This window comes from Halomonas sp. 113, assembly GCF_904067645.1.
GTDB classification, from domain to species: domain Bacteria; phylum Pseudomonadota; class Gammaproteobacteria; order Pseudomonadales; family Halomonadaceae; genus Vreelandella; species Vreelandella titanicae.
This window is the reverse complement of sequence record NZ_LR881453.1, coordinates 4,509,781-4,526,936: the sequence shown is the minus strand read 5'-3', so window position 1 is coordinate 4,526,936 and position 17,156 is coordinate 4,509,781. Positions and strand designations below refer to the sequence as shown.

16 protein-coding genes and 1 pseudogene are annotated in these 17,156 nt (G+C 56.2%); 4 read left to right on the top strand and 13 right to left on the bottom strand.

Going from position 1 to position 17,156, the window contains the following annotated elements; translation table 11 throughout:
* Positions 1 to 47: 47 nt before the first annotated feature.
* Complete coding sequence (locus YERSI8AC_RS21210; RefSeq protein WP_159177514.1) at positions 48 to 1,064, bottom strand: 1-aminocyclopropane-1-carboxylate deaminase; 1,017 nt, start codon at positions 1,062 to 1,064, stop codon at positions 48 to 50.
* 203 nt (positions 1,065 to 1,267) lie between these two features.
* On the opposite strand from YERSI8AC_RS21210, the gene YERSI8AC_RS21205 reads away from it, so the two are divergent.
* Positions 1,268 to 1,774: an Lrp/AsnC family transcriptional regulator gene (locus YERSI8AC_RS21205; RefSeq protein ID WP_159177513.1), complete on the top strand. Its 507-nt coding sequence runs from the start codon at positions 1,268 to 1,270 to the stop codon at positions 1,772 to 1,774.
* A 7-nt stretch (positions 1,775 to 1,781) separates the two neighbouring features.
* Here YERSI8AC_RS21205 and YERSI8AC_RS21200 read toward each other — a convergent pair whose 3' ends face one another.
* The 7 genes and pseudogenes from YERSI8AC_RS21200 to hemP form a co-directional block, all read right to left on the bottom strand.
* Positions 1,782 to 2,153 (bottom strand): YbaN family protein, encoded by a 372-nt coding sequence (locus YERSI8AC_RS21200; RefSeq protein WP_236557381.1) that lies wholly within the window; start codon positions 2,151 to 2,153, stop codon positions 1,782 to 1,784.
* A 111-nt stretch (positions 2,154 to 2,264) separates the two neighbouring features.
* Positions 2,265 to 2,966, bottom strand: a pseudogene (locus tag YERSI8AC_RS21195) (ATP-binding cassette domain-containing protein); the annotation flags it as partial.
* 53 nt (positions 2,967 to 3,019) lie between these two features.
* Positions 3,020 to 4,060: a FecCD family ABC transporter permease gene (locus YERSI8AC_RS21190; protein WP_159177511.1), complete on the bottom strand. Its 1,041-nt coding sequence runs from the start codon at positions 4,058 to 4,060 to the stop codon at positions 3,020 to 3,022.
* Positions 4,057 to 5,001: a heme/hemin ABC transporter substrate-binding protein gene (locus YERSI8AC_RS21185; protein WP_159177510.1), complete on the bottom strand. Its 945-nt coding sequence runs from the start codon at positions 4,999 to 5,001 to the stop codon at positions 4,057 to 4,059. Before YERSI8AC_RS21185 ends, YERSI8AC_RS21190 begins: the two co-directional genes overlap by 4 nt.
* Positions 4,998 to 6,053: a ChuX/HutX family heme-like substrate-binding protein gene (locus YERSI8AC_RS21180; RefSeq protein WP_159177509.1), complete on the bottom strand. Its 1,056-nt coding sequence runs from the start codon at positions 6,051 to 6,053 to the stop codon at positions 4,998 to 5,000. Before YERSI8AC_RS21180 ends, YERSI8AC_RS21185 begins: the two co-directional genes overlap by 4 nt.
* 31 nt (positions 6,054 to 6,084) lie before the next feature.
* Positions 6,085 to 8,061 carry a TonB-dependent receptor domain-containing protein gene (locus tag YERSI8AC_RS21175; RefSeq protein WP_159177508.1) on the bottom strand — a complete coding sequence of 659 codons (1,977 nt, stop codon included), beginning with the start codon at positions 8,059 to 8,061 and terminating at the stop codon, positions 6,085 to 6,087.
* A gap of 119 nt (positions 8,062 to 8,180) precedes the next feature.
* Positions 8,181 to 8,363: a hemin uptake protein HemP gene (gene hemP, locus YERSI8AC_RS21170; RefSeq protein ID WP_141440563.1), complete on the bottom strand. Its 183-nt coding sequence runs from the start codon at positions 8,361 to 8,363 to the stop codon at positions 8,181 to 8,183.
* A 210-nt stretch (positions 8,364 to 8,573) separates the two neighbouring features.
* On the opposite strand from hemP, the gene YERSI8AC_RS21165 reads away from it, so the two are divergent.
* The gene (locus YERSI8AC_RS21165) at positions 8,574 to 10,709 is read left to right on the top strand and encodes a PhoX family protein (protein WP_159177507.1); all 2,136 of its coding nucleotides are present in this window, start codon (positions 8,574 to 8,576) and stop codon (positions 10,707 to 10,709) included.
* Positions 10,710 to 10,817: 108 nt separating this feature from the next.
* Here YERSI8AC_RS21165 and YERSI8AC_RS21160 read toward each other — a convergent pair whose 3' ends face one another.
* On the bottom strand, positions 10,818 to 11,153 hold the full coding sequence (locus YERSI8AC_RS21160; RefSeq protein ID WP_041158748.1) for a hypothetical protein: 336 nt from the start codon (positions 11,151 to 11,153) through the stop codon (positions 10,818 to 10,820).
* Between the two features lie 187 nt (positions 11,154 to 11,340).
* Here YERSI8AC_RS21160 and YERSI8AC_RS21155 point away from each other — a divergent pair, with 187 nt between their 5' ends.
* A complete protein-coding gene (locus YERSI8AC_RS21155; RefSeq protein WP_138799250.1) occupies positions 11,341 to 12,234 on the top strand; it encodes a LysR substrate-binding domain-containing protein in 894 nt (297 codons plus the stop codon).
* 16 nt (positions 12,235 to 12,250) lie between these two features.
* Here the strand turns inward: YERSI8AC_RS21155 and YERSI8AC_RS21150 are convergent, their stop codons facing one another.
* The 3 genes from YERSI8AC_RS21150 to gabT all read right to left on the bottom strand — a co-directional run bounded on the left by YERSI8AC_RS21150 (position 12,251) and on the right by gabT (position 14,774).
* Positions 12,251 to 12,739 (bottom strand): Lrp/AsnC family transcriptional regulator, encoded by a 489-nt coding sequence (locus YERSI8AC_RS21150; protein ID WP_159177506.1) that lies wholly within the window; start codon positions 12,737 to 12,739, stop codon positions 12,251 to 12,253.
* Between the two features lie 66 nt (positions 12,740 to 12,805).
* Entirely contained in the window at positions 12,806 to 13,450 is a 645-nt protein-coding gene (locus YERSI8AC_RS21145; RefSeq protein WP_159177505.1) for a hypothetical protein, read from the bottom strand.
* 31 nt (positions 13,451 to 13,481) lie between these two features.
* Positions 13,482 to 14,774, bottom strand: a complete 1,293-nt coding sequence (gene gabT, locus YERSI8AC_RS21140) for a 4-aminobutyrate--2-oxoglutarate transaminase (protein ID WP_159177504.1) — start codon at positions 14,772 to 14,774, stop codon at positions 13,482 to 13,484.
* A 326-nt stretch (positions 14,775 to 15,100) separates the two neighbouring features.
* On the opposite strand from gabT, the gene YERSI8AC_RS21135 reads away from it, so the two are divergent.
* Positions 15,101 to 16,027 (top strand): 2-hydroxyacid dehydrogenase, encoded by a 927-nt coding sequence (locus YERSI8AC_RS21135; RefSeq protein ID WP_159177503.1) that lies wholly within the window; start codon positions 15,101 to 15,103, stop codon positions 16,025 to 16,027.
* A gap of 141 nt (positions 16,028 to 16,168) precedes the next feature.
* Here the strand turns inward: YERSI8AC_RS21135 and YERSI8AC_RS21130 are convergent, their stop codons facing one another.
* On the bottom strand, positions 16,169 to 17,140 hold the full coding sequence (locus YERSI8AC_RS21130) for a threonine/serine dehydratase (protein WP_159177502.1): 972 nt from the start codon (positions 17,138 to 17,140) through the stop codon (positions 16,169 to 16,171).
* Positions 17,141 to 17,156 lie beyond the last annotated feature (16 nt).

The window sequence follows — 17,156 nt, the reverse complement described above, 5'->3', positions numbered from 1 at the left end:
GTCATTGAGGCGCTGGATCAGACGGTTCGAGGTGGGTGTTTTATTCCTTATCCATTTCTAAACAGGAAACTATAGGCATTTAACGCAGGTACGCCGCCTAGGTGGGCGTAGAGTACTTTGGAGCCTGGCGGGAATTCGCCGTTGCACACCATGTCGATCATGCCGTGCATGGATTTACCTTCGTAAACGGGGTCGGTGAGTACACCTTCGAGGCGGGCACATAGGCGAATGGCTTCCAGCGTGCCTTCGTTGGGCAGGCCGTACTCGGGGCCGCCGTAGCGGGTATCCAAAATGACATCGTCATCGCTAACACCGCCTTCCAATTCCACCAGCTCGGCCGTATTGCGCGCAATGCGCAGGATCTGTTCACGGGTTTGCTCAGGCTTGGCAGAGGCGTCAATGCCAATCACTCGCTGGGCACGGCCATCGGCGGCAAACCCCACCACCATGCCTGCCTGGGTGCTGCCGGTGACCGAGCACACCACGATATAGTCAAACGTGAAGCCTAGCTCTTTCTCCTGCTGCCGCACCTCTTCAGCAAAGCCTACAAAGCCTAAGCCGCCGTAAGGGTGCTCGGAACAGCCAGCGGGAATCGGGAAGGGCTTACCGCCTCGCTGGCGAACATCCTCCATGGCCTGCTCCCAGCTAGGGCGAATGCCGATATCAAAGCCAGCGTCGTCCATTCGCACATCGGCGCCCATGATGCGTGACATCTCGATATTGCCCACGCGGTCATACACTGCATCGGAGTAGTTAACCCAGTTCTCTTGCACCAATACGCACTGCATGCCCAGGTGAGCGGCCACCGCGGCAACCTGGCGGGTCTGGTTGGATTGAATACCGCCAATCGATACCAGCGTATCGCAGCCCTGCTCAATCGCTTCGGGAATCAAGTACTCCAGCTTGCGCGTTTTGTTGCCGCCAAAGGCCAGGCCGCTGTTGCAGTCTTCGCGCTTGGCGTAGAGCTCTACTTCACCGCCTAAATGTTCACTTAGCCGCTTGAGCGGCGTAATGGGAGAGGGGCCAAAGGTAAGCGGGTAACGTGGGAAGCGTTCGAGGTTCATAGCAATCTCCAGCTTTAAAACATTGGGTGCGATATAGGGCGGCTAAGGTTGTTGTGAACAATGGACGTGCTCTCTGCTATTCATAGTAAGTGTTAGTCGTGATTTTTGTGTTGCAAAGTCGGCTGGTTTAAAGCAATAAAAGTTGATAAAACATATTTTATGTGGTCTTAAATAGTGTTTATAGATAAATAAGGTAAATAATAGTGCGCTCAAAAACCTGCCGTTCACGCCCTGAGCCTGATGATCAGGCCGCTGAGCTAGACCGAACAGATCGGCGTATCCTTAAACTGCTTCAGGAAGATGCCACACTCTCCAATGTGGCACTGGCAGAGCAGGTGAACTTGAGCCCGGCGGCGTGCTTACGCAGGGTGGAAAGGCTCAAGCGGGATGGGGTAATCAGCAGGGTGGTGGCGCATTTAGACCCGGAGCAGCTACAGGCAGGTATGGTGGTGTTGATTGGAGTCGTATTGGATCGCTCGACGCCTTCATCCTTCGCCGCCTTTGAGGAGGCGGCCCAGAAGGTGTCAGGCTGTATGGAGTGCCACGTGGTTACCGGGGAGTTTGACTATTTCATGTTGGTACGCACCCGGGACAGCCAAAGCTTCAACAGGCTGCACGCCGAACAGTTGCTCTACCTGCCCGGCGTGCGTCAGATCCGCTCGTTTATGGGGCTGCGACAGGTGGTCTCTACCCATAAGGTGCTGGTTTAGGCGTGTGTTAAGAAGACGAAGGCTCTGGCCGAGTAGCCAGCCAAACGGCAATCAGCATTAGTAGAGCGATCACGCCCCAGCGTGTCCAGCCGGGGCCGAGTGACCAAGCGGTGATCAGAGCACTCAACGCTATCATGCTAACAGCCGCCAACTTAGCGTGCCGGGGGATGGCGTGCTCTTGCTCCCAGGTAACCAGCAGTGGCCCGACATAGTGGCGGGAGCGGATCCAGGCCTCAAAGCGCGGTGAGCCTTTGGAGGCACAGTAAACAGCCATTAGCATAAACACGGTGGTCGGCAGCAGGGGCAGAAAGATGCCTAATACACCGATGCTAAAACTCATCCCTGCCAACACGACCCACATGGGGCTGATCAGTCTCATTCTTGCTCCCCAATTGGCACACGGTGATGCCTATATTGCCCGTTACGTATGGATAAGTATGGACTTATATGAGGGCTTTGCCACTCGACTCGTTGGCTGCTGAAAGCTGTCTTAAGGCGCCAGGGCGAGCAGAGGCTTGCCATGGGGGCCGCCCTCAATGTGCTGAAGTTCGGCTGCGTAAATCTTCGCAATGGTCGCGGGGTTAAGCACCTGGCTGGGTAGTCCGTGGTCAATACGCTGCCCTTGATGCAGCAACCATACCCGGTCAGCGTAGGTGCTGGCGAGATTAAGGTCGTGGAGCACGCAAACAATCGCCATGCGGTGCTGTGCGGCCCAGCCGCGTAGTTGCCGCATCAAGCGCTGCTGCTGGCCGATATCCAAGGCACTGGTCGGCTCATCCAGCAATAAAATACCACCATCCTTGGCGGTGGGAGAGCCCCTTGAGAGTAGTTGGCAGGCGCCCCGTGCGATCATCACCCGCTGGCGTTCGCCACCGGAAAGCGAGAGTACGCTGCGCTTGGCGAGGTGGGTTAGATCCAGGTCGTTAAGTAGCGCTGCGACCAGTGATTTGGCCGGGTTACTGCCTAGACTCAACAGTTCGTCGGTTTGCCAGTCAAAGCCGGGCAGTTCCTGCTGGGCGACCAGGGCACGCCGGTTGGCAAGTTCGGCGATGGGCCATTCACGCAGGGGTTTGCCATCCAAATGTAGCTCGCCCTGCTCGGCAGGGCGAAAGCCTGACAGCATGCTGAGTAGCGTGCTCTTGCCCGCGCCGTTGGGGCCGACAATGGCAAGTAGCTCGCCAGGGCGAATTGTGCCGTCTAGTGGGGCGATAGCGGGGGTGGTGGTTAAACCAGCCTGATGGAGCGTTAGCATGCTCGGTTTCTGCGCATCAGTAGGTACAGGAAGTAGGGGCCGCCCAGCAGGCTGGTAAGCAGTCCCACGGGTATCTCCGCCGGGGCAGCAACGGTGCGGGCTAGCGTATCAGCCACGACTAGAAGCAGCGCGCCACCGAGCATTGAGGCGTGCAGCAGCAGCCGATGGCCAGGCCCTAACCAAAGCCGTAGGCAGTGGGGTACCAGCAGGCCCAAAAAGCCAATTACTCCGGTGAGCGCTACACACAAACCTACGCCCAGCGAGGTCGCGACCACCACCCGGCGTTTTAAGCGGCTTGCATCCAGCCCCGCCGCATGCGCGGTAGCTTCGCCCAGCTGGAGCAGGTCGAGTTCACGTGCGCTGCGCATTAACAGCCACAGAGCAGCGGCAATCAGTATCAGGGCTAGCGCCGTGGTGCGCCACAGGGCGTTAGTCAGTGTGCCCATGCCCCATAAACTAAGCTGGCGAAGCTGCTCATCGCTGGCGATAAAGGCTAAAACCCCACCGCTAGCCCCGGCGAGAGTGTTGATGGCCAAACCAGCTAGTAGCAGGGTCATCACAGCGGCACTGCCGCCGCCCTGACGCTTGGCGATGCCAAAGACAATCAAACAGACGCATAAGGCGCCTAAAAAGCCTGCCGCAAACTGACCGTAAAGGCTGCCTGCGCTGCTGTCTTGAAAGAGCACAATCCACACTGCTACGAAAAGCCCAGCACCACTGGCAAGGCCGAGCAGGGTCGGGTCGGCCAGCGGGTTACGAAACAGCCCCTGCATGGCGGCGCCGCTACCGGCAAGCATCGCTCCCACGGCCACGCCCAGCAGTAAGCGCGGCAGGCGCAGCTGCCACCACACCTGCACGCTGAGTGGATCGGCTTGGCCGCGGAGTACTCCCCAAGGGGAGATGCCCAGTGCGCCAGAGGAGGCCGCCCAGCCTAAAGCCAGTAGCAACGCAGCGGTTAATCCGACGAGAACGCGGGTAGTGCGGCTAACCGGCAGCCGCACCCGGAAACGGTAAGTGTTAAGAATGGCTATCATGGGCTTAGCTGGGCAGTGCTGTTTTGAGCAGTACTGTTTTGAACGGAACTGTTTTGGACAGAATTAGCCTGGGCGCTAGTCGGTGCGCCCAATAGCGCTTCAACGTCCTGGCGCAGGGTGAGTAGCTGATCGGGCGTGCGCGGGCCAAAGCCAAGCAGCGCTTGGTCATCAATGACAATCAACTGCTGCTCTCGGCCTGCGGGGGTTAACGCCATACCGGGTAACTGCCATAGAGCGGCTTCGCCACCCATTGCCGCCAGGCCCCGCTCGGAGACAATCACAACCTCCGGCGCTTGCCGGGCCAGGGCTTCGGCACCCACGCTGTGGTAGCCCTGCATCTCGGCGAAGGCATTTGCCAGGCCCACCGCTTCGAGCGTGCTATGCGCTGCCGTGTCGCTGCCCGCCGCACGGGGGGTTAAGCCGCTATGCTGCATGATAAACATAGCGCGGGTCGTCGGTAGGGCGGGCAGGTTGGCTAGCCGGTCAAGTTTCTCGTTCAAGGCGTCTGCTAAGGCCTCTGCCGCGTCGCGACGGTCAGTTAATCGGCCGACGGCGTGGACTTTATCGGCGATGGCATTGAGGGTGGGTGGGGCGTTGATAATCTCTACGCTGACACCGACAGCCGCTAGCTGCTCCAGCACTTCCTTGGGGCCTGCGTGCCCGGCGGCTAACACCTGGTCAGGTTTAACCGATAGGACGCTTTCAGCGGAGAGCTGGCGCAGGTAACCCACCGAGGGCAGCTCCGCCATGGCGGGTGGATGCACTACAGTGTCATCCCGAGCGATAACGTTGATATCGGCATCCAAGGCGGCCAGGGTTTCGGCGATATCGCCGCCCAGCACCACCCAGCGCTCGTCAGCATGGGCCAGAGGTGTTCCAGCCAGTAGCCATCCCAGTACGACGATCCCCAACAAGCGTGTCTTTACATGGTTGAGGGTCATGCCACCGCCTCTTGGTTGCCGAGCTCACTTAGTAACTGCCTCCACTCGCGACGCTCCACACGGCCCTCCTGACGCTCTGCGTAAAGTTGCAGCACTAGCGAGCCTTCGGCATCGAAGGCTTCAATGCTGGTCACGCCGCCGTCGCGGTTGGGCTTGCTGACTTGCCATACTTGGTCAATCGCAGTGTCATCAAGGTGCAGGGTGAACTGCTCGCCAAATAGATTCAGCCAGCCGTGGGCGCGTTGAGGGGTGGGCAATGTGCCGGTGTGGATCTGCACGCAGCCGGGGCTAGCGACAAACAGCATCAACGGCAGCGCGCGAAGGCTGGCGTGCTGAAGCACTGTTTCCAGGGCATTGACGGGCAGCGTTTGGGTATAGCGTCCCTCCATTAACTGGTTGGCCTCAATACGCTCCAGATGATGGCGCTGGAGGAGGGCAAAGAACTGGTGCACATCGCGCATCGCGCCCCACTCGCTAGCGAGGGTCGGCGCTTCGGGCAGTGGGCGCTTCAAGCGAGGCATGCTCTGGGTAAACGCTGGCGTATCCCGAGTGCCCAAGGCCGCTAAGGCACCCCAGGGACGCGGCAGTGGGTTCTCCAGGGCAAAGCATTTGTGAACGGCGCAGCCATGTTGATTGAATATCTGCAGGCTCCAGCGCCACTGCGCCTCTTGAGTACTGGTGGCAGGCATAGAATCACGAATCAGGCAGGCCCAGTGCCAGCTCGTATAGAGCAAGCGTAGATCCAGGCCACCTGGGTCGAGTAACAGGCCTGTTTGTGGCCCGCCGCTAAGTTCAGGGTAGTCGCCGGTTTGCTCTAGCACGGCCAGCCGGGAACGGGTCAACGCTTTAACCCGCCCCAGTTGGGGCAGGTAGGCGGCGATATCGCTGGGCGAGAGCGGCAGCGTCCATACGTCGCGCCCTAAACGAGCGGCCTGCAGCTCGCCTTCACTGATCGATAAGCGTTCGGCAATCTCAATCGCAGGTAGCCGCGGCTGCGCGGCGCGCGCCGCGTCAAAGGCTTCGATAATCGCGATCTGTTGGGATGTAATCATGACGCACCTCTATCGGGTTGACTGCGTGGATTTACCACTGCCAGTTGAGGGTGGCGAACAGGCTGCGCCCATCGCCCAGGCTGCCGTCGGGGCGGTACCACACCTTGTCGCCAATATTGGCAAGGCGCAGCGAGGTATCCACGGCCGGGGTGATTTGCCAAGCGAGATGCACATCGTGCAACCCATAGCCGGGCAGGCGCTCGTCATCGCCCTGCTTATCGAAAGATTGGGCAAAACGCGCTTGCCAGCCCAGGCGGATATCGCTGTTATACAGAACCACCTCGCTTCCCAGGGTGGCTTCCAACGGTGTTTGACTGCCTAGGGGCTCGCCAGAATCGCGGTCTTTACCGGAGACTTCCGAAAGGCCCACAAAGCTTGTGAGTAGCGGGAAAGTGCTGGGCTGCCAGGTCACCCGGGCGTCATAGCCCCATAGCTGGGCGCGCTGAACGTTCACTGCCTGGGTGGTGCCCGCCATGATGTCGACGTGGGTGTCGATAAAATCGTCGGCGCGGGTGTCGAAGTAGCTGGCACGAACCTGCCAGTCGCCCTGATGCCAGACCACGCCGCTTTCCCAGGTGTGGCTGGATTCAGGCGAGAGACTAGGGTTGGGAATCCAGTAATTGTCCGGTGTGCAGAAGGCTGGCCCGGCGCAGAAACCGGCAAAGTGGCGCTCGTTGGCGTAAAGCTCGGATAGGCTAGGAGCGCGGAAGGCCTCAGCGTAGCCCGAAAACAGCATCAAGGCGTCATCGGGCCGCCAGGCAAGACGAAAGCGCGGTGACACTTGGTCGTGGACGCTATCGGATTCATTTTGGCCGCTGGCGTCGTAACGGTCGTAGCGGGCTCCCAGGCCAATATCAAACTGCCCGGCGCCGCCATCGGCTAAATAGCGCCCAGCGGTAAGAGTAGTGTCGAGATAGGCTGACTGGGTATCGATATCGGCTTTAGGAAAGCCATTGGCATCGCCACTTGGCCGTTGGCGGGCCTGCTCCAGTTCGGCACCGAACACCAGCGTTTGCGAGAGCCAGCCGTGATCCATAGTGTGGAAGCCGTCGCTCTGAAGCCCGACGCGCTCTAGGGTGCGGTTGGCCTCGGGCTCGTCGATATCCTGCTGGCTAAAGGTAAGCTGCGAAGTGACTTCGGTGGCAGCGCTGGGCTGCCAGCGGTGGCCCAACTGGACGTTGTTGCTTTCCACATCGCGGTCGCGCAGCGGATTGCTGGCATCGGTTGAAAGCTGTTGTGGGTTGGCGGGCTGGGTGGCGCGTTCGTCGTAGTGCTGCCAGCTGATAAATACCCGCTGGTCGTCGTTTGGCTCCCAACCGCCTTTTAGCAGCAGACTATTGAGCGTTGCATCCTCTTCGGCTTCATCGCCCCCGGCGCGGCGAATATCGCCGGATTCACTGCGGCCGATTGAAAACAGGCCATCCACCAGGCCGTTGGCGGTATTGCGGCGGCCGAAGCCAGTCAGGCTCCCCCGCATTTCGTTGCTGGCCGTCGCACCGCCTACGGAAAGGCGTACGCCGCTATCTTCGCCGGGGGCAAGCAGGTCGTTGGCATTCACACTGGTGAAGCTGACGACACCGCCCATGGCATTACTGCCGTACAAGCTGGAGAGCGCACCGCGTGCTATCTGTACTTCTTGAATCAGGCCAGGGTCGAGAAAGAAGTTACCGATGTGGCCGGTGGAGATATCCTGACGAACGCCATCCAAACGTACCAGCACCCCTTTGCTGCCAAAGCCGCGCATACCTAAGGTTTGGCCATTTCGGCGCCCTTGGCCAGCCACATGTAGGCCGGGTTGGCGGCTAAGTACGTCTTCAACCCGGCTGGCGGTGGCCAGCACAGCATCATCGCGATCAATAATATCGATAATCAGCGGTGCCCGTGAAAGGTCCGTAGGCGCTCGGGTGCCGGTGACCGTCACTGGGTTAAGCTCGGCGTCGTCTGCTTGGGCGGTTAACAGTGGAAGCAGCGTTAAAAAGAGGCCACCAAAAGCGCGTGTGTGGTTCATAAGCCAGAGATTTCCAACAGGGATAAGTGGAAGAGGTCGCTGGCTGGGTGCGATGGGCTACCTGGCTGGCTTTGCTGTATAAGTCTTTAAATTAATCAGGGGCTGAAATATTAAGAGCTTTAGGCGTTAAGAATTAACTTGCCGCTTTTAGTACGGCGCAACACATAGCGGCGCTGTTCATGGTGGATAACCAACTGGTCTGAGTTGCCAAGTAATTCTTTGCTATTCACCTCGTGGGCCACCTCGCGGGTCGTCGAGGCCGACGTATCTCCCTGGCCAGTGCCCTTAGCGGGTAACTGCATGAGAGAGTAACTCCTGTGTTAATGATAACTATTAGCGTTAATTTAGCAGAGTTGCAGACATCCCTCAATAGGGTTTGGGGAGTAAAAGTGACTAGCATTCGACCTTTCTTCATCTAAATGCAGGCGCTCCGTCATCGTGCTGTCATTAAGCTTCTTTAGTGTCTCGTAACGTTCAATCGTTGACCTACAAACGATCAGGGGGAGACTAAAATGAGTAAAGAGATCGAAGATCATCGCCTGTTTAACCACAGCGGCAACCAACCTTTCGCGGAAGTATTGGCGCGTCATGTATCCCGGCGTGATGTGATGCGCGGTGGTTTGAGCATGGCGGCTGCCTCGATGCTTAGTTTTGGTGGCGCTGCTCAAGCGCTTGCCTCAAGCAGCAGCCAAAAAACACCCCTGACACTGGCGTTTGAGGCGGTTCAAGGATCACGCACCGATGCCGTGGTGGTGCCGGAAGGTTATGTGGCCCAAGTCTTGGTGCCGTGGGGCACGCCGCTGAACCAAAATGTTACCTGGCAGCCCGAGCAGCCGATGACCGCTGAGCGTCAGGCGGAGAGTGTGGGCATGCACCATGACGGCATGGCCGGTTTTGCCCTGGATACCGACAACGCCTCGCGCCGTTTTGTGCTGGCGCTCAACAATGAGTATATCGACCAAGCAGCGCTATGGGCGCCCCAAGGAGGCCCCACTAATGCGGATGAGGGCCAGCGGCCAGCAGCTGAGTCGCGCACTGAGATCAACGCTCACGGTGTCACCCTTGTTGAGGTCGAAAAGAACGCCAGTGGCCAATGGGCGCATGTGCCGGGTTCGCGTTATAACCGTCGCCTCACCAGTGCGACGGTGATGGAACTTTCCGGGCCAGTGGCGGGCAGTGACTACGTCAAAACGCGCTTTTCGCCTGAGGGTACCCAAACCCGTGGTACCAACAATAACTGTGGTAACGGGGTAACGCCCTGGGGCACCTATATTGCCTGTGAAGAGAACTGGCCCAATGTGTTCGTTAATCATGGCGAACGCTTCCAGGACGACGCGCGGATTGGTATTCCCACCGATAAAAGCCGCTATGGTTGGGATACTTCGGCGGGAGACGCCTCTGAACAGAATGACGAATTTGCTCGCTTCGACATTACCCCGCGCGGCGAGCGTGCTGAAGATGATTATCGCAACGAAGCACGCACGTTCGGCTACCAGGTGGAGGTCGACCCCTATAGTGATGCATTGGCGGTTAAGCGTACGGCACTTGGCCGTTTCCGCCATGAAGGGTGTTGGTTAGGCAAGCTGGAAGCCGGTCAGCCAGTGGTTTACTACTCGGGGCACGATTCCCGCAACGAGTACGTATATAAATATGTTTCTGATGCTGCCTGGGATCCCGCCGATGCCAACCGTCCAGGTGAAGAGTACGATCGTCTTGCCATTGGCAACAAATATTTGGATAACGGCACCCTCTATGTGGCTCGTTTCCATGCCGATGGCAGCGGTGAGTGGCTACCGCTAACGCCTAGTGCTCAAACGCGCGATGGTCGCACGCTGGCGGCGGCGTTGGGGCTAGCCGACGACGATGCGGCAGGTATCATCATCAACACCTGCGATGCAGCGGATTTATTGGGTGCCACGCCAATGGACCGCCCTGAGTGGGCTTCCGTCGATCCTGCCTCCGGCGAGGTGTATCTCACCCTAACCAATAACACTCAGCGTACCGCTGAAGAGACAACCCCAACTTACACTAATGACGGTGAGCATCTGGAACAAGTAGGTGTTGGTTACGATTTAGCGCCCACCAATGCCGCCAACCCTCGCGCCAATAACGAAGCAGGGCATATTATTCGCTGGCGCGAAAGCCGGTTGCCCAACGCCTTTACTTGGGAGGTGTTTGTGTTTGGCGCGGCCGCTGACGATGCCGATAATCACTCGGGCCTGACAGAAATGAATCAGTTCGCCAGTCCCGATGGGCTCTGGTTCGACGAGCGAGAGGATGGTCAGGGTATCCTCTGGATCCAAACCGATAACGGTTATGATGGAGTAACCGAGTACACCAACGACCAACTGCTTGCCGTGGTACCTAACGGGCTCGACGATATTCAAGGCACCGGCCCGGTGATTAACAGCAGCAACCAGCAACAGCTTAAGCGCTTTGCGGTAGGGCCGAACGGCTGCGAAGTGACGGGTATTTTTGCCACACCGGATAAAACCGCGCTGTTTATTAACATTCAGCACCCGGGTAACTGGCCCGCGGATGGTAGTGAGCTAGTGCAAGACGCCACTGTTGCAGCCAGCGGCCAAGTACGCCCTCGGGCGTCAACCGTTGTTATTCAAAAACGTGATGGCGGGCCGATAGGAGTTTAAAAGCAGGCGTTGAGCAAAAAGCTTAGTAACTATATGAGATGCTTAAAACGCTATTAAGGGCTTCATTAAAAGCTTCGAACCTCTCATAGGTTCGAAGCTTTTTTGATTCTAGGCCTGCTGAACTTGCCGCTTTTTCTGCCGGGCTTCTAGCGCGTGAATGGCATCGACCTTCAATGGGAGCTGGTTGGCCCAGAGAATATCTTCTCGACAATGGCCAATATCCAACAGTACGTGGTCATCGTAGGCTAGTAGCGGCAGTATATGGCGGCGGAAAAGCCAACGCCGCCGGTAACGCCACCAGGCCATATCGAGCGTACGAATTAACCTCATCGACGGCATGGCAGGCATGTAAAAATGCAGTGCTGGTGGCTTGGGCGGCGGCGCCAGTTGGCGAGCTTTTTCCCAGGCGTTATGGGCATGTTGGGCTGGGCATTCACACTTCATCGCGCACCTCCTTTTATTCACAACGGCTGTACAGTCAATGGCGCCAGGGCGCTAACTGGGCAGCTGTGATCAGTGATTAATAAGTGGGAGGGTCGCGACCTCTGGTTATCAGCTTGGCGCTTTACCTTGGATCAATCAAACGAAAAGAACTACACTGTGAGTTAAGTTTTTCTGAAAGGTGGGTGTGATGAATCAACTCTCTAGCATAGCTCCCAGCCGGGCCGTCTTGCCGCTACTGGATAGCGAGGTGCTGCGCACCTTTGTGACCATTGCCGAAAGCGGCAGCTTCACCCGCGCCGCCCAGCAGCTATTTCGCACCCCTTCCGCGCTGAGTATGCAGATCAAACGCCTGGAAGAGATCCTCGGCCAGACGCTGTTTGTCCGCGAGGCGCGGCACGTACGCCTGACTGCTGAGGGGGAAGTGCTGCTGGGTTATGGGCGGCGGCTACTGAAACTCAATGCAGAAGCCGTGACCCAGTTTTTAGCCCCTACCATAGAGGGGCGTGTAGGGCTGGGGATAACGGATGACGTGGTAGGGCGTATTTTACCCACGGTACTCGCCCAGTTTGCCCGCTCGCACCCGGCGGTGCAGGTCGATGTCGTGGTGGGGCGCAGCAAAGATTTGCTCGCCCAGCTGGATGATGGAGAGCTCGATCTTGCGCTGGTAATGAGCGTAGAGCCTGGCCAGACGCCGCGCGGCGACATTGTTCATAGCGAACCGTTAGTATGGGCGGGCCGGGAGGATGGTGTTGCCGTACAGCGAACGCCACTGCCGGTGACCTTGGCCCAACAGGGGTGCGCGTGGCGTAGGATCGCGCTTAACGCCCTTGATCATGCCGGGGTTAATTACCGAATCGCATACTCCTGCGACCACTGTGCCGGGCAGGAAGCGGCTATGCTGGCCGATCTGGCCGTGACGGCTTTTCCAAAAAGCTTGATTCGGCCACCGCTCAAGCGTCTCCACAACGAGTCACTGCCACCGCTAGGGGATTATCAAGTAGCGCTGGTGAAGCGTGCAGGCAGTGGTGATGCCAGCGAGGTGTTAGCCGAACGCGTGGTGGAGGCGTTTCGTGAGGGGTGAAGGTAATGCTATAAGGCTAGCCCTCCATTAAGGTACGAAGCGGGAGTTGCTCTTTATTGATTGGGGTCTTGATAACGATGTAGCTGAAGTACTTTTCAATGCCGATTTCGTCCTCAATAAGTGCCTCCATCACTCGTTGGTAATGGGCAATGCTGCGCGCTATAAAGCGCAGTAAATAGTCATAACCGCCGCTGATAAGGTGGCACTCCATGACTTCATCGACCTGACGAATTTTTTGTTCAAAGCGTAGAAAGTCTTCTCGATGGTGATCTGACAGGGTGACCTCCGTAAAGACGGTAACGCTTTCCATCATTTTCGATAGATTGAGTCGGGCTTGAAACGAGGTGATATAACCAGCGGCTTCCAATCGTGTGACTCGCTGTAGGCAGGGACTAGGCGATAGACCGACAGCATCGGCCAAATGAACATTAGTCATTCTGCCATCTGATTGAAGCTGAACGAGAATATTGATATCGATACGATCAAGGCGAACGCTAGCCACCATGCAAAGTCCTTTATTTGTTAGAGGGGCAGGAAAAAACGCCCCGTTGATTTGAACTAATACCTTTGTCTAAAGCAATTCGCCGCGTAGAGCAAGCTGATGCTGATAAATAAAATCGCTTAGTGAGATACATGACTGCTTATAGGGCTGGTCGGCTTTGGCATTGCGAGAGATGCGGCAGTGCCCCCCTCGGCTATTATTCGAGGCGGGGCCAGCCGTTAAAAGCAGGACGTGTCTATTCGCCTCCATCTCCCGAAGCTTGGCGCGAGCGGCCACAAAGCTACCAGTGGTTAGCCGCTCAATGCCTGAAAGCCCAATACGCTGATTAAAAGCCAAGAACTCCTGCTCATTAAGGGAAGTCACCACTCTGAGCTGATAGAACTTGCGCAGATAGTGAATAGCACCAGGCGCATCTTCATAAAGTGTTCCAAAGCCTAACGAACTGGCGAACTCAATCCCTTCCTGCCAATCCGCCTCTAGCCCCCAGCGGTTGGCCAGTGCTCGGTAGACAGTGCAGTGCGCTGAAACGGCGCCCATCTGCTCATCCGTTAGCTCATGCAGTGCCTGTACATAGTCTGCTAATACCTGCTCCTGCGGTGGCGGGGCAGGCATCAACGCTAACAGTGGTGATAGGCCCCGCACAATGTCTCTATCGCGATCAATCAGCACACCATGGGCATCCATGCATAGCGTCGTATAGTCGGTCAATTGCATGACGTCCTGCTCTCCTGGCTGTTGCGATTAACTAGTGCGCGGCGCTGGATAACGCTTTGTCTAAAATTTCCAGTGCTTCGTCGGTTTGTTGGTCGCTTGTATTCAGCGGTGCCAGGAAGCGAATGACATTGCGGTAAACGCCGCACTTAATCACCAGCAAACCTGCTCCACGGCAGTTATCGATGACCTGTTGCACCAGCGTGGCATCCTCAGGAATGGCCTGTGGGCCTTTGATAAGCTCAATGGCGAGCATTGGGCCTTGCCCACGTACCTCGGCAATTAAAGGGTGCTTGGCTTGAAGCTGACGCAGTCCTGTTTCCAGGCGTTTCCCCATGGCTATACCACGTTCAAGCAGTTGCTCATCGGCAAAAATATTCAGCACCGCCAGTGCGGCTGCACAGCTCAGCGCACTGCCTCCATAAGTTCCTCCAAGCCCACCAGGCGCGGGAGCTTGCATCATCTCGGTACGCCCAACCACGCCTGAGATCGGCAAGCCGCCGCCTAGGCTTTTAGCGACAGTGACTAAGTCGGGGAGGATATTGCTATGTTCAAAGCCAAACATCTTACCCGTGCGCCCAAAGCCGGTCTGAATTTCATCGGCGATGAGTACGATACCGTGGCGTTCAGTCAATGCACGGAGTGCCTGCATAAATTCGACCGGCGCAGGCAGAAAGCCGCCATCACCCTGTACCGGTTCGATCAAGATAGCGGCGACCTGGTCGGGAACAACTTCAGTGGCGAACAGCGTTTCCAGTTCAGCAAGCACATCCTCACTGCTGACTCCACGCAGTGGATCCGGGTAGCTGACGTGGTGTATCGCGGGGGCAAAAGGGCCAAAATTTTGTCGATAGGGCTGGCTCATGCCGGTGAGCGTGGTGCCCAGTAGTGTGCGTCCGTGAAAGCCTCCGCGAAAGGCAATCACGTTGGGGCGCCCGGTGTGGGAGCGGGCAATTTTGATGGCGTTTTCCACCGCTTCAGCACCGGAGGTAAAGAGCACGCTTTGGTAGGCGTTGTCACCGCCGACCAACTGGGCTAGTTGGCTAGCCAGTTCTATATAGCCAGGGTAGGCAGCCACCTGGAAGCTCATGTGGGAAATACGTTCAACCTGGGCCTGAACCGCCGCCACCACCCGAGGGTGATTGTGGCCTACATTGAGTACGCCGATACCTCCCACGAAATCCAAATAGCGTTGGCCATCGGCGTCAAAGACTTCGCTGCCGCGGGCATGTGAAATCACAATAGGATGAGCATTCACTACACCGCGAGGAATAGATTGCTCGCGCTGGCGCAGCATTGAGTGAGAAGAGTTGGCATCGCTAGTCATCTGCAGGCTCCATGAAAATCTTAACTGTTATCGATACATGCTGTGGGTTGTGTTGGAGCTGCTTGCACAACGTGAAGAGCGAACGCCAACACGTTTCATAGGTTATCTTTGTTGTCAAAACTGTGACGCCAGACCTTGCCTCAGTAACCGCGTAATCCTTCGTATTTGCTAGCTTGTGCAGCATGATTCACTGTTATGGGGAGGGTAGTGTAATCTGCGTCTTAAGCGTGGATTTAGGCGCAACGCTTTGCCTTATAACCGTCAAAACGGTATCCGCTGCCGCTCAAACCACCGTAGGATGAAGTTTTAACTAAGGACACGATGCGATGGCACTGCTGTATAAATCTGACCCGGTGCGTGGGGCTCGGTGGAAAGCGCTTTTTGCCCAACACGCGCCTGATATTGAGTTCCGCCAATGGCCTGATATTGGTGATCCTAACGAGATTAGATATTTGTTAGCATGGCAGCCCCCAGAAAACTTAATGGATTGCCTACCGTCCCTGGAGGTGCTATTCGCCACTTCTGCGGGTGTCGATCAGTTTGATTTTGACGCACTGCCCCCGGAAGTGCTGCTGGTACGTATGCTCGACCCTGCCATTGAGAGTGGAATGATTGAGTACGCTACCTTTGCCACGCTGTGGCTGCATCGCCGCATGGGTGACTATGTGCGTCAGCAGCGCAAGGGGAAGTGGCAGGCGCATATGGTAGTGCCTGCAGCTCAGCGGCGTATTGGAGTCCTTGGTTTAGGCCAACTGGGCAGTACGATAGCCTCGCATTTGGCAGGCTACGGTTTCGCTGTTAGTGGCTGGGCGCGCTCGTCGCGACAGGTGCAAGAGGTTGCCTGTTATCATGGTGAGGCAGCGCTGGATGAGTTTCTCTCTTCCAGTGACATTCTTATTTGCGTGCTGCCGCTGACCGACGCCACCCGTGGTATTCTCAACAGAGATCTTTTTGCACGCCTGCCTGAAGGTGCGGCCTTGATCAATATTGGCCGTGGCGAGCACTTGGTTGACCACGATCTGACTCAAGCGCTCGATGATGGGCATTTAAGTGCGGCGGTATTGGATGTGTTGAGTGAAGAACCGCCCGCCGACGATCACCCTTTCTGGCAAGACGAGCGTATTTTGTTAACCCCCCATGTCGCTGCTATGACCCAGCCAGAAACCGCTTTTCCTGTTTTGCTCGATAACTTGCGCCGTCACCAGCAAGGGCATCTGATGGTCGGGCAGGTGGATCCTCAGCGCGGCTACTAGCACCGCAAAATAGCACTTCCCCACTCGCTCGCCGTGTATACTGCGGCGAGCGATCTGCTGTTATGAACGTTAGTACCACAAGATCCTGACTTAACCACCCAACATAATCGCTCGCCGACTTTTCGTACAAGGCCTAAACGCTTAATCATTAAAATTGTATATCTTAGAAAGTTCGCATAAATCCCAGTTTCCGCCAGTCAATACAGCACAGACTTTTTCATCTGGTTTGGTTTTTATACTGCCGGCCAACAAAGCGCCAATACCAATTGAAGCGGCTGGTTCAACTATCAATTTCGCGTCTTTGGCAAGAGTTCGCATGCCTGCAATAATATACTCGTCTTCTACGAGAATGATTTCGTCTACATATTCTTCAATAATCGGGTATGGGTTCTGGCCAGGTACACTTATTCTTAATCCATCCGCAATGGTGTTTTGTAAAGGAAGCGATATACGCTTTTTTTGTATCCTGCTTTGAAAATATTTAGGTGTTAAGGCGGGTTCTACACCTATTACACGTACCGATGGTTTGATTTCTTTGATAGCAGTGGCGATTCCTGAAATAAGGCCTCCACCGCCCATAGGGATAATGACCGTACCAACATCTTCCAAATCTTCCAGTATTTCACATCCAATTGTCCCCTGACCCGCCATTACCATCGGATCCTCAAAAGCGTGAACAACTGCATATTTCTTTTCTTCGGAAATTTCATATACTCTTTTCCATCGGGCAGCCGTATCGCCATCGAAAAGTATGACTTCTGCCCCAAGCGCTTTTGTATTGGTAATTTTAATTTTTGGCGTGGTTACTGGAAGCACTAATATTGCTTTTACACCAAGCAATCTGGCCGCGTAGGCAAGTCCCTGTGCATGATTGCCCGAAGAGGTAGCAATTATGCCGTTAGCGATATCTTCTTTTGGGAGAGATAGTGACTTGTTTAAAGCCCCACGGATTTTAAAGGCTCCGGTAACTTGTAGGTTTTCTGGCTTAAGATATATTTGACAGCCAAGCGCTTCATCCATTTTCTCACCGCGTAATAACGGTGTGTGTTTAATGTAAGGTTTTAGTCGTCCTTGGGCTTCACGAATATCCTGAATTGTAGGGCTGTCATACATAGTGCTTGTCTCCATG

Coding starts and splice junctions, on each gene's coding strand:
- YERSI8AC_RS21210 (WP_159177514.1), bottom strand. CDS start 1,064: ATGAACCTCGAACGCTTCCCACGTTACCCGCTTACCTTTGGCCCCTCT.
- YERSI8AC_RS21200 (WP_236557381.1), bottom strand. CDS start 2,153: ATGAGACTGATCAGCCCCATGTGGGTCGTGTTGGCAGGGATGAGTTTT.
- YERSI8AC_RS21190 (WP_159177511.1), bottom strand. CDS start 4,060: ATGATAGCCATTCTTAACACTTACCGTTTCCGGGTGCGGCTGCCGGTT.
- YERSI8AC_RS21185 (WP_159177510.1), bottom strand. CDS start 5,001: ATGACCCTCAACCATGTAAAGACACGCTTGTTGGGGATCGTCGTACTG.
- YERSI8AC_RS21180 (WP_159177509.1), bottom strand. CDS start 6,053: ATGATTACATCCCAACAGATCGCGATTATCGAAGCCTTTGACGCGGCG.
- YERSI8AC_RS21175 (WP_159177508.1), bottom strand. CDS start 8,061: ATGAACCACACACGCGCTTTTGGTGGCCTCTTTTTAACGCTGCTTCCA.
- hemP (WP_141440563.1), bottom strand. CDS start 8,363: ATGCAGTTACCCGCTAAGGGCACTGGCCAGGGAGATACGTCGGCCTCG.
- YERSI8AC_RS21165 (WP_159177507.1), top strand. CDS start 8,574: ATGAGTAAAGAGATCGAAGATCATCGCCTGTTTAACCACAGCGGCAAC.
- YERSI8AC_RS21160 (WP_041158748.1), bottom strand. CDS start 11,153: ATGAAGTGTGAATGCCCAGCCCAACATGCCCATAACGCCTGGGAAAAA.
- YERSI8AC_RS21155 (WP_138799250.1), top strand. CDS start 11,341: ATGAATCAACTCTCTAGCATAGCTCCCAGCCGGGCCGTCTTGCCGCTA.
- YERSI8AC_RS21150 (WP_159177506.1), bottom strand. CDS start 12,739: ATGGTGGCTAGCGTTCGCCTTGATCGTATCGATATCAATATTCTCGTT.
- YERSI8AC_RS21145 (WP_159177505.1), bottom strand. CDS start 13,450: ATGCAATTGACCGACTATACGACGCTATGCATGGATGCCCATGGTGTG.
- gabT (WP_159177504.1), bottom strand. CDS start 14,774: ATGACTAGCGATGCCAACTCTTCTCACTCAATGCTGCGCCAGCGCGAG.
- YERSI8AC_RS21135 (WP_159177503.1), top strand. CDS start 15,101: ATGGCACTGCTGTATAAATCTGACCCGGTGCGTGGGGCTCGGTGGAAA.
- YERSI8AC_RS21130 (WP_159177502.1), bottom strand. CDS start 17,140: ATGTATGACAGCCCTACAATTCAGGATATTCGTGAAGCCCAAGGACGA.